The following is a 12,241-nucleotide window of genomic DNA, read 5'->3' as shown; positions in this document are numbered from 1 at the left end:
TATCAGTTATTTAGAAAACACGAGTAAAGCTGTTAAGGTTTACTCGTGTTTTCATCGTATCTATTTCGTGATTTTCCAAAGATTAATCCGATTCGTATCATTCTTAGCGGCAGGCCCCTCGGTGCTACGACCGCGCGCCACATCAGACTCCAACTGAGCGAGTAGCCTTGCCGCGACTTCGGGATGCGATTCATACAGATTTGTGGTTTCACCCGGATCAGCTCCTAGATCGTAGAGCTGCGCGTTGGGACTCTCTTTGGGCATTTGCTTTTCAGTCGGACTCGTCCAACCCGCAGATCCTTTTGACAGCAAGAGCTTCCACTTCCCCATGCGATACGCGAAATGACCAGAGATGGAATGATGCACAATGCCAGCACGTGTTGATTCGATGCTGTCTCCTTTGAGTGCGGGCAAGAAACTGACGCTATCTTCGCCAGCATCGGCAGGCAGTTCTCCGCCACTTAGTTCGGCGCAAGTCGCCATAAAGTCTGTCAGGCAAATCAACTCATCACTCTGCGATCCCGCTTCGACTATGGCAGGCCAGCGAACGATAAAAGGCACGCGGTGCCCCCCATCCCAGAGGTCAGACTTCGACCCTCGAAATTGCGCGCTGGGAAAATGCCCCTTCGCTTCAAGTGCCGGGATCCCCGCAGCCTTGGAACAACCATTATCGCTGGAGACGATGATGATCGTATTCTGACTGAATCCGCCCGCATCTACGGCAGCCACGATTTGCCCCACAAAGGCATCCGTTTGCATCTGGAAGTCACCATAGGCACCAAGCTCACTTTTGCCCTTCCATTCTGGCGTCGGGACAATCGGTGTATGCGGCGACGGCAATGCAATGTAAGTAAAAAATGGCGTTGATGCCTCCTGCTTTTCGATGAACTCCACCGCTTTCTCAGCTAGATCATCCAGCACATTGACCGCCTCGAAATCTTCATGCGCAGGCCCTTTGCGAAAGAACGCTTTCGTCGTCGTGCATTCACCCACAAACTTGTCGTTCTCGATATAGATGTAGGGAGGCATATCCAGCGACGCCGAGATACCAAAGTAGTAGTCAAATCCGAGATCGAAGGGACCGCCCGTAATGGTGCCAGACCAATCGATATTGTTCATACCCTGCCCCTTAGGCAGGTTCATACCAAGGTGCCATTTGCCGATCATCGCCGTGCGATAGCCCTGTGCTTTCAACAAACTGGCGACGGTCATACGGCCGGTCGGAATCAGCGGATTACCGAAGCCTCCGAGGACACCGGCTTGACGCGTCGTGCGCCAATTATAGCGCCCAGTCATCAAACTGTAACGACTCGGCGTGCAAACCGACGAGCTCGTGTGGGCGTCGGTAAAGATCATCCCATCGCGCGCCAAGGCATCTATATGCGGCGTCGGGATCTTACCGCGCTCAGGATTGAGCACTTGCACGTCGCCGTAGCCCATATCATCGGCAAAGATGAACACGATGTTGGGTTGAGTGGCGGCTATGGAGACTAAAGACGTCAGCGCAAGCAGCGCGCAGGCCTTTACAGTCATTGCAATCGAGATTTTCATAATATAATCCTCCGGTTTCAGAGCACGAACTTTAACGACAAAACAGGTGCATTCAGATCAAAAAGGAAGCTTAGCACGAATTCGAAAACTCTGTATCCATTATATACCTGATGAAGGTGGCACATTGTTCATAAAATTATTGAAGGCTTCAGTGACATCGATCGGATCGTCCATCTCTGCTTGCAGCTCTTTAAATTGACTGAAGAGCACGTTGAGCAACTCGACCGGACGCGACTTGCCTTGCGCCAGATCGTGCTGCTCCAGAGAGTCAGCTTGCATGTCGTATAAGCGCACCCTATTCGCGGTCGAATAAATGATCATTTTATAGCGATCCGTGCGATACATACGTTGTGTTCCGAAATATGCGCCGTAGATCGCATCGTAGGCGCTCTGATCGGTTTTCCCGGTAGCGAGGGGCAACATGCTGTTGAAATCGACTTGCGCGGGCTTCGCAACTCCAGCCAGTTCGAGTGAGGTCGCCATAACGTCCTGTAAATAGACCGGCGCATCGACCGTCTTGCCCGCTTCGATTCCGGGCCCCGCCATCAGCAGCGGCACGCGCATACTGCTGTCATACATATTCTGCTTACCGATGAAACCGTGATCACCAACCGCGAGACCATGATCAGAGGTAAAGAAGATGTAGGTATTGACGGCTTTGCCACTGGCTTCAAGTGCATCAAGAATGCGCCCGATTTGTGCATCCATGTGTGAGATGATCGCATAATATTCCTGACGATTCACTTTCACCGAACGCTCGGTGCGTGGGAAAGGTGCCAGCCTCTCATCGCGCAAACGACGACCGGCTCCTGCGTATTCATTGTATGGATACTCTGGAATAAAGTTTTCCGGCACTTCAATCGAATCCAGTGGATATAAATCAACAAATTCCTTCGGCGCCTGACGTGGATCGTGCGGCGCGTTAAAGGCCAAATACATGAAGAACGGCTGATCACTCTTCTTCGCCTGACTCAGGAATGCCACGCCGTCATCGCCCAGCACTTCACTCCAGTGTTTGCCCCCCTTCCAGAAGCCGCCGAATGATTTATCATAGGGCGACCAGGTGTCCGGCTCACCCTCGGCAAAGGTGCGCGCATAGCGCACTTTGGATTGATTTGGCATGCCCCCGCGAACATGTGCGGTATGGTCAAATGGCGGCTGATATCCATCCACATGCCACTTCCCGCTAAAATAAGTTTCGTAACCTGCCTGCTGCATGAACTGGGACCAAAGTGCTTCGGGTTTACGTTTAGTAACCACATACTTCGCCACATTCTTCGGCGCATTGGGATCCTTATGATTGTTGCCCTTAGGCGAAAAGGCAGCGGCTCGCCAGACGAAACTGCCGGTGTTGAGCATCGTTCGACTCGCAACGCAAACCGCCGGAGTAAAGGAGCCCATGTTATATGCATGCGAAAACAAGGCGCCTTGATTCCTCAAGCGATCCAGATTCGGCGTTTGGATCGGGCAATCTTCAAGAAAGCCAAGACTGTTCCACATTTGATCATCCGAAAAGATGAAGAGGATGTTGGGTTTCTTAGAAGCCGCCAAGTGGAAGGAGCCGTCGGACTGTGCCTGGATCATGGGTGTTGTGGCTCGCGGAGAACGGACTGAATCATGCCCGTCCAGATCCACCTCTTTTGTGCCTTGGAATGCCTTGTCGGCGTCATGCTGGATCACATTGGGCACATGCTGCTCGCGATCCGTCATAATCTCAAAGGTCCATGCGTGTTGACTCTGACCAAGATTTGCTGGCGGCGTGATCACCAGCCCCTTCGGAGTTAGTTGCCATTTAACCTCCGCCGGAGAGCCCAACAGACGAACAGATTGCACCTGGCCCTTGTCCCAACCCGCGGTCGCAGTGATAGTAAACGGGCGCTCGGGCTTAGCCATTTTGATGGCGTAGAGTGCCATGCCATTAGTTGTGAACGCAAGGTGTTCGTTCTCCTGATCACTTACTTTCCAGTAACGGCTACCGTAGATGGCCGCAGCATTGATCCGCAGCCAATCCCCCATCGCTTGCAGACGCTCCACTTGCGGGGCCGGTATGGTGCCGTCCGCTTTGGGCCCGATGTTAATCAAGAAATTTCCGTTGCGGCTGATGACTTCGATCATCTCGTGAATGACGCTTTCGACGGTTTTATAGCGATCCCCCTCCAGATAGCCGAAGGAAGTGCCAAAGGTCGTGCAGCTCTGCCACTTGGGACCAATCACCTCTAACTTCAGGTTATCCTTCTCCAGGCAACCCACGCCGTCGGGCCAGTTGCGATTCGCGCCCTTATTGTTCACATAGACCGGCTGCCCACGGACCGCGCCATCATTCATAAAGTCAGTGATCATACCACGCACCTGATCGTCAAAATATTGGATCTCCGGCTTCGCCTTGCCCTGACGAACCCGATTACCGTCGCGGGTGTAAATCGGAAAATCATCCACCCAGAGCATGTCGGGTTGATACTTCGTCTGTATCTCTTTCCAACGCGCCACATAGTCATCCACATAGGCTTTGCTGTAACTAAACTCAGGCCCGTAGAGCATCGCGGCCTCCTGATCGCGCTGAATCTCCGCTACGATATCCGCTCGCGGCTCACTGTGCACGGCATACTTCTCCTTCGCAAAGAAGCCCGTATGACGCTCGCGATGATACGAAGGCGCATATTTCAATCCCCGCGCCCGAAGGGCTTTGCCCAGGTCGCCCACCAGGTCACGCTTGGGCCCCTTATCCACCGCGTTCCACGGTGTCAGGTCAGAGTCCCAATTGGCCCAGCCATCATGGTGCTCCGCGGTCAACACGACATATTTCGCGCCCACTTCTTCAAACAAGGCGGCCCATTGCTCCGGCTGCCAGTTTTCCGCCTTAAACTCGGGGATGATGTCCTTGTAGCCAAACTCTGGCGGAGTCGCGCCCCAACGTTCTTTCAAGTAGGGGTAATAATGCTTTGGATCTTCGTAGATCAGTTTCGGCACATGCTCCGCATAGCCCCGCCCCCCTTTGCGATATCCGATCGCACTATACGGCCCCCAATGGATGAAGATGCCAATCTTACCATCGTCGAACCAGTCAGGCACGGGCATTTGTTGTAACGACTCCCAACTGCCATCGTAAGGCAGTGTCGGCGTTTCAGCCGAGGTAGAAAGGGAGCTAAATAAAATGGCAGCACTGATGCTGACCAGGGTTTTAATCGGTATGTTCATGTTCTATAATAAGTTTATCGGGAATGGTGCTACGGATGCGGGCTTCGTAATCTTCCACATTCAGTGACTGAACGGTCGATTGCAGCACTGCCGCGTCCTCTCCGATCCAATCGATGACGTTGAGTATTTTGAGGGTCGCATAGCTCTGCTCGACGAGCATGCCTTGCAGACACTCGAGCCCCGGTTCCGGCATGCCGGTATTCACCAAAATCCATGCCGCCATGGCACGAACTTCGCGCGACTCATCCCTCAGGCACTTGAGACCGGCCTGTTGATCATTGAGCAGGAAGCAACCCACAATACCCCAATAGCGCAGCCCAGAATCCTCACTATCGAGCAGTGCCCGAAGACGTGGAAGATTGTCAGCATTTTGTTCCAATGCCAGGTCCGCGGCGTCGAGCAAAGCCGACAGGTCATACAGCTGCGGATCGCGCACCATCTCATAAATAGTCACGCCGTGTTTTGCGGCTCGTTGCACCATGTCGGCTTCTGGCAGTAGAGCGGCATCGTGAATACTTTCCTGCCAGCTGCGCAGTCGGGTTCGCATGCGATCGACCACCTCACCCAGAGCTGGATCTGCGATGAGATTCTCGACGTTATCCGGATCGTTTTGCAGATCATACAACTCTTCTTTACAGCCCTTGGGCGCGAACCAGCGCGACTGCACTTCACTGGCCTCCCCCGCCTGAACATGTGCTTCCCATACCTGCGACGCTTTCATCTTCCAAGGATACTCAGCGCACTGCATCCAAGGCACATAAGGCATGTAGTTTCGAATATAGAGATAGCGTTTATCGCAAACGGCACGGGCATTATCAAAGCGCTCCCCCATGCGACCACGATAGGCAAAGACGCATTCCGGCTCCGGCTCCGTGTCCGCACCCAAAAACACAGACCCTTGCATCACTTCCGGGACTTTGGAGCCAGTGATGCTGAGCCATGTTTTGGGCATATCGACAAAGCTGACGAGGCGGTCGATTTGCATGCCTGGTTGTGCGGCCGGCCAGAGTGATTTAAACTTTTCCGGAATGCGGATCACAAGTGGACAATGCAGGCCACTATCAAAGAGGAAGCGCTTGCTGCGCGGAAGCACGCCGCCGTGATCGGAATTGTAGATGACGATCGTATTCTCTGCGAGTCCCGCCGCCTGGAGCTGCTTCAAGACGGCGCCGACTTCCCGATCCATTTTTTTGACCGCATCGTAATACTTCGCGTAGTTTTTACGAATTTCCGGCAAGTCAGGATGATAGGCGCGTAAGTGAACATCGGACGGATCATGTTTTGTGCCCTCCACCGAGCCTTGCGCACGGCTTTCGTGTGAGGACATGAAATTGATGACCTGAAAAAAGGGCTGTTTCGCTTTGAGCTGATTCCATTGAACCCTGCCATGCCGATCCCAGCACTCAGAATCCTTGCGCCCGCCTATGTTATAGTCGGTCTTTTGAAAATTGCCGACAGTGTAGCCGTTCGCCTTGAGCAGGTCGGGATAATAGCTGATTTGATCATGCGGAATATCATATCGACTGCGCATCGGGTGTGTGCCCATGGAGAGGGCATGAATACCAGTAATCCAAGTGGCACGCGATGGCGCACAAACCGGGGCGCTGGCATAGGCGTGCTGGTATCGAAAGCCCTCCCGAGCCAAGGCATCGATATGCGGCGTATCGGCCTGCGGGTTGCCATAGCATCCGACCCAATCGATGTTATTATCTTCGCTCGTTAGCCACAGAATATTCGGTCGCAACTCTGAACTATCTGCATGTGCCCTCGTAAGCAGCGAATCGCTAAAAACGAGCATGCTCCAGACGATAGCGAAGCAAGCGAACACAGACCTAAAACTCTTAAGGACAATTATCATACAGGGTATTTATTTGGGAAGTCTGATACACTATCACACAATATCCAACATTCCGCTATCGGTCATTTAACCAAATTCAGAGTATTGGCACAAAAAAAAGTCCGGCACACTGGATCAGCATGCCGGACTCAAACGATCACTCCCCTATCTATAAGGTGACCGTTCCCCTAATATAAAAATTACTTGTGCGGCAAAACCTAGCGGCGACGAAGCATCACGAAGACTAGGCCAGTGAGGCCTGCCAGCAGCGCGTAAGTGCCGGGCTCGGGGACTAATGCGATATTTATACTGTCACCATCAACAAACGCATATGCGCCCGCATCAAGGTTGCCGACAAAGGTAAAGTTGTCGGCATCAAAACCAACAATTGTTGTAAATCCGATAAGCTCAAATGTTGCGCCAAGGTCGCTTTGATCCGCATTGGTCAAATCAATCGTGAATTGATGCCCGCCAGCGATCGTTAATGCCTGGGCATCCCATGTGCCGATACCCGAAATATCGAACTCAAATGTGGTCTGGCCATCGGCTCCCAGATTCGTTGCCGTGTCGGCTGTAATGGCATAATTGCTGCCACTCAAATTGATCAGCGTATCGGCGTTCGCCGACGCGAGCGTTCCGAAATTAGCCGTATCATATCCAAGGATACTCGTTCCGGATACATTGACTTCATAATTCTTGTTAGTGCTCGAGCCCTTGGTGCCGACATTAAAGTTAGCACCAATATCAACCGTGCCGCCCGTTTGATTATAGTTTAGAGTACCTTCAGCATCGGTTTGGTTAATGTTCCCGTTGACAGTGAAACTGGCAGTGTCAGAAACCGTAATTCTTGAGACCGTGTCGTTGCTGCCAGCAGTGTCAAAAGCTATAGTCCCCGCACTGAAGACGCCATTACCCTCGACAATCAAAGTCTGTGCACTAGAGCCGCCACCGCCATGCGCCAGTCTGACTGAATTGGTAATCGCCAAATTACCACCAGTGGTGACCGTCAAGGTGTTATTGCGAAGCCAATATGTGTCAGCGACTGCACCGGAAATGTTCACAGTGACATCATTTGTCGTATAATTTGTGATATCGGTGGCTAATACTGGCACGCCATCAGGATTCCAGTTGGTCGCAGTGCTCCATAAGTTGTCTCCGCCGTCGTTGTCAAAGGAAACTGAGTAGGCGAAATTCGCACAAGCAAGTGCGGCTGTGGTAGTGAGTAGGGCTGTTTTTTTCATAGGTGTATTTTATTAGTGTTTTCGAAATATGGAAAATAATGGTTACTTACGTATTGATGAGTAGGATTAGTTAATAGCATTAACATTATGCCATAGGTCGCCACCGATGCCTATGGGCCATATTACCAGTGATCGTTTGATCACTACCCATCTTGGACAAAACTAGCAGCACTCAGCGACAAGGCGGAACCTCCAGTGGCAGGCGGTTAATGAATCATTTCACAAACTCAACATTCTCGAGTTTCACCACGACCGTGTTGGGCCATTTCTTGTCGTTATAAATACGCTGTGCGCGCACGACGGAAATTTCCAGGCCTTCGGGCAACTGCTTGAATCTCGAGGTCGGCACGGCCTTGGGTTGGTATTCCACCACCTTATCGTTTTGCCCCATCACCGAGATTTGCGTGTCGGCTGTCGCTTTCAGCTCTTTGAGCACGATGTTTTTGCGCTGACCAAACTTCCATGCATTCTTGCCCGTGAATTGGGTTAAGAACACATACACTGATTTACCGTCTTTGGACTGTGTATACCAGACGCCCTCTTCACCGATTACTGTGCCGGGACGGATGTCGTGGATCGCCTCATCGTTGATAAACATCCACAAGCCCAGCTCGCGGAAGGTGCGCTCCTGTTCAAAGGGGATCGCGCCCGACGGTTCTGGTCCCATATTGATCAAGAGATTGCCACCTTTTGCGCGGGTTTCGATCAGCATATTGATCAACTGCGTGCCGGACTTGTAGCGTTCATTGGTCGGTTTGAACTGCCATTGGCTGCCCAGCGTGAAGCAGGACTCCCAGGGTCCGGGCAAAGGTGTTTTAGGCAGATGCTGCTCGGGGGTCGTCATCTCACCGCGTGTCACAATAGTCTTAGGATATTTTTGGTGGATGTATTGCACTAACGGGGACTGATCGCGCCCATCAAAGAAGATCATATCGATCTCGCCGTAGTTCTCGAATAGCTCGTCGAGCTGACGAATATTATACGCGGTCAAGCCCTCTTTCTCTTTGCCACTCGTGCCAACGCGACGAATGGTCTCCCCCACTCCACGCAGATAGAGAAAATCTTCAGGCGAGAAATACAAGCCGACCTTGAGGCCTGCGGCCCGACAGGCATCGACATAGTCCTTAACGATGTCTTTGCCATAGGGAGTGTTCATTACGTTAAAGTCCGTCGTCTGGGTGTCCCACATGCAGAAGCCATTATGGTGCTTGGTCGTGAAAACCATATATTTGGCACCGGCGATCTTCGCGACCTCCATCCATTCCTCGGGATGATACTTTTGGGGGTTAAACGACTTGGGTAACTCATCGATCATGCGATCCAGATACTTGTCCGACGCCCCAACCATGGAGTGGCTGATCACTGAGCCGAGTTGTGCGTCGTGCGACCAGTGCACAAACATGCCCAGCCCCCAATCCATAAATTCGGCCTCGCGTGCGGGATCGTTTAAAAGCGGGCCGATGCTGTCCGGCTTATTGGCTTCGGCCAAAGGAGCCAGGCTTGATAGAGCGAGTAACAGACCCAGGGTGCGTATTTTTTTTGTCATCATTTTCTTAGAGGTATTCATTCGATTAATTAACTAAAGTGAACTGCGCGCGTTGCTTGATATCCGTTGAGGATGCTCCGATCCGCACATCGAAGTCGCCCGGCTCGACGCCCCATTTATTGTTGATATCCATCATTTTAAGATCGCGCATAGGATTGATGGTGAACTGCACGGTCTTGCTTTCGCCTGGCTTGAGACTGACGCGTTCGAAACCACGCAATACCTGCTCAAATGGAACGATCGATGCCAGCACATCTTTGACATAGAGTTGCACCACTTCATCTCCAGCGCGCTGACCGACATTCTTCACACGACAGCTCACTGTAATGCTCTGTTCGATACGTGGCTTGGCCGGCTCGACTTTGACACCGCCATATTCGAATTGTGTATAGCTCAAGCCATAGCCAAACGAATACAGCGGGTCCACGGCACGGGTGGAGCCAAAACCATTGGGATCCACCTTCTTCGATTGCCCCGACCATGCACCACTACGATACGGCACTGCCATCGGAATCTGGCCGACCGAACGTGGAAAGGTTATCGGCAATTTGCCTCCGGGATTGTAGTCGCCGAAAAGCACTTCCGCGAGCGCGGTGCCAGACGCTTCGCCACCGTGCCAAGCCGCAAGAATGCCGGGCACATAACGATCGATCCAGTTAATCGAGGCGGCTCGTCCGCCCATCAAGACCACGATCACGGGCTTACCTGTCTTTACCATTTCCCGCACCAAGAGCTCCTGATGCCCCGGCAAGTCTAGCGTCGTCCTGGATCTAGCTTCACCCACGGTCGAATGATCATCGCCGACGACTGCGATAATAACGTCCGATTTCTGCGCAAGCGCAATGGCCTCATCCAACATCTTTTTCTCGGCAGCATTGGGATTCAATTTGAAAACATCCGATTCCGGAAAGCGCGCATCAGTGAAGTCGGCCCCCTTCGCGTAGAGCACTTCAGCATCGTCTTTGAGATAAGCCTTCAGGCCTGTCAAAGGAGTCACCAGATCACTCTTCATCGGGCCATATCGATTCACCAGTGCGCGGTAATCATCCGCCACAGGCCCCGTCACCAACACTGTCTTCAAGCGCTTGGAATCCAGCGGCAATGTATGGTTGTCATTTTTGAGCAGGACAATCGATTTGCGAGCGGCTTCCAGAGCGACCGCTTGACTCGCCTGCGTCCGAACAATCGCTGGCGCCGCTTGCGGATCGACATAGGGCGCATCAAACAGGCCAAGGGCAAACTTCACACGTAAGACATCGCGCACCCGCGCATCGACAACTGCTTCCTCAATCATGCCTCTGCGCAGCCCCACACGCAGCGCGTTGACGTATTGGCTCATCGGCTTGAATGAGGTGCGAACATTGAGCCCCGCATTAACCGCCATGGCAGTGGCCGCATTAAAATCTTTGGCGACATCATGCTGTCTATGCAAACGCGTGACCGCACCACTGTCCGAGACAACATAACCTTTAAAACCATACTCCCCTCGCAGTAGATCGTTCAGGAAATACGAGCTGCCCGTGACCGGTTCGCCGTTATAAGAATTATACGAGCTCATCGTGCCCATGGCATGCGCTTCCATGAATGCCTTGCGAAAAGGCTCCATCAAAATCTCATGCATATCACGAAACGGGATCTGCGGATCCGTTCGGGCATTCCCATCGCGCCCCCCATGCGGTGTGCTGTAAGCGGCGTAGTGTTTCACCGTCGCAGCGACTCCCTGCGACTGCAAGCCGAGCACTTGTTGCACCCCGAGCTCTCCGACCAAATAAGGCTCCTCCCCGTAACATTCTTCCGTGCGGCCCCAGCGTGGGTCGCGCACCACGTCCAAAATGGGAGAATAGATATTGGTATAGCCCAAAGCACGCCCCTCTTGGCCCGTAATCTCACCGACCCGACGCACCAGATCACGGTCAAAGGCTGCTCCGAGGCCTAACTGGCTGGGAAAATTAGTCGCATAGGGATGCGCCAAGCCGCGAATCCCTTCGTTGGTAAAATCGACGGGAATCCCCAGGCGGGTCTCTTCGAGAAACCAACGCTGCACTTCATTCATGACTTCACCATGACGAACAAAATCCAGCGCACTCTTATCAAAGCCATATCCGACCCCATTAGAATGCTCGTCAATATTGGCCGCACCATCCTTCCAGACCGCCTTCTTCCAGTCTTCGGTGGGCAGCAAATCCTGAAGTATCCGCTTGTAACCATAAATCGTCGCCAGCTGACAGGTCTTTTCCTTGTGCTTGAAATGCTGATACAATTCCGGGAACGGCCGCGTTGAAGAGGGCAACATTTTTTGTATCATTGGCACGCTCCGGTGCGGTTCGACGATTTGGTGGAATCGTTGCAAGGAAAATGGTCGGATCCCCCACCTCAGGTAATTGATAGATACCAGCGACTAACTTCTTCAATCGACTGGGCGCATCTGCCATGTTACTAACGTCATTCGTCCCTAGCATGATTAAGATGACGTTCGGCTTAACAACAGCCAAGCGGCCACGTTTCCAGAAATTCCCTAATCGAGGCGCAACGCCAGTATCGCCGCCAACCTCGCCGATCCGGATTCCGGATATTCCCGAATGGTAATGATACAGATTATCCGCTACATTAGCACCTGTCTCGGGGAGCCCATCCCAGTTCCTGTCATGATGCCCCGTGTAGCTAAACGAATAACCGTTTTCCAACAGCAAATCATAAAGTGACTTGCGGGGTGAACCCTGACTATCACCATCGCCGTTACTTTGGGTGATCGAATCCCCGATAAACCAAATGGCACCCAGATCTTTCGAGCCTGGAGTAATACCCGCGTCGACAGCGAATGTGAATAAGAGAAAAGCAAGAGATGTTAAAGCGTGTTTCATTGATTTCATT

At 52.4% G+C, this 12,241-nt stretch carries 6 protein-coding genes and 1 pseudogene; all 7 read right to left on the bottom strand.

Going from position 1 to position 12,241, the window contains the following annotated elements; all coding sequences use genetic code 11:
* Positions 1–60: 60 nt before the first annotated feature.
* Positions 61–1,551, bottom strand: a complete 1,491-nt coding sequence (locus tag SH580_RS00890) for a sulfatase family protein (protein WP_319833119.1) — start codon at positions 1,549–1,551, stop codon at positions 61–63.
* Between the two features lie 99 nt (positions 1,552–1,650).
* Entirely contained in the window at positions 1,651–4,746 is a 3,096-nt protein-coding gene (locus SH580_RS00885) for an alpha-L-fucosidase (RefSeq protein ID WP_319833118.1), read from the bottom strand.
* Positions 4,730–6,544 carry a sulfatase-like hydrolase/transferase gene (locus SH580_RS00880; RefSeq protein WP_319833117.1) on the bottom strand — a complete coding sequence of 605 codons (1,815 nt, stop codon included), beginning with the start codon at positions 6,542–6,544 and terminating at the stop codon, positions 4,730–4,732. The genes SH580_RS00885 and SH580_RS00880 overlap by 17 nt, the downstream gene beginning before the upstream one ends.
* A gap of 257 nt (positions 6,545–6,801) precedes the next feature.
* Entirely contained in the window at positions 6,802–7,824 is a 1,023-nt protein-coding gene (locus SH580_RS00875) for a PEP-CTERM sorting domain-containing protein (protein WP_319833116.1), read from the bottom strand.
* Between the two features lie 214 nt (positions 7,825–8,038).
* Positions 8,039–9,373, bottom strand: a complete 1,335-nt coding sequence (locus SH580_RS00870; RefSeq protein ID WP_319833115.1) for an alpha-L-fucosidase — start codon at positions 9,371–9,373, stop codon at positions 8,039–8,041.
* Between the two features lie 22 nt (positions 9,374–9,395).
* Positions 9,396–11,663: a glycoside hydrolase family 3 N-terminal domain-containing protein gene (locus SH580_RS00865; RefSeq protein WP_345786211.1), complete on the bottom strand. Its 2,268-nt coding sequence runs from the start codon at positions 11,661–11,663 to the stop codon at positions 9,396–9,398.
* Positions 11,638–12,231 (bottom strand): annotated as a pseudogene (locus SH580_RS00860) (GDSL-type esterase/lipase family protein); the annotation flags it as partial. The gene SH580_RS00865 and the pseudogene SH580_RS00860, both read right to left, overlap by 26 nt.
* Positions 12,232–12,241 lie beyond the last annotated feature (10 nt).

Source organism: Coraliomargarita algicola, assembly GCF_033878955.1.
GTDB lineage: Bacteria > Verrucomicrobiota > Verrucomicrobiia > Opitutales > Coraliomargaritaceae > Thalassobacterium > Thalassobacterium algicola.
The sequence above is the reverse complement of the archived record's forward strand: the minus strand, read 5'-3'. Positions and strand labels throughout refer to the sequence as shown.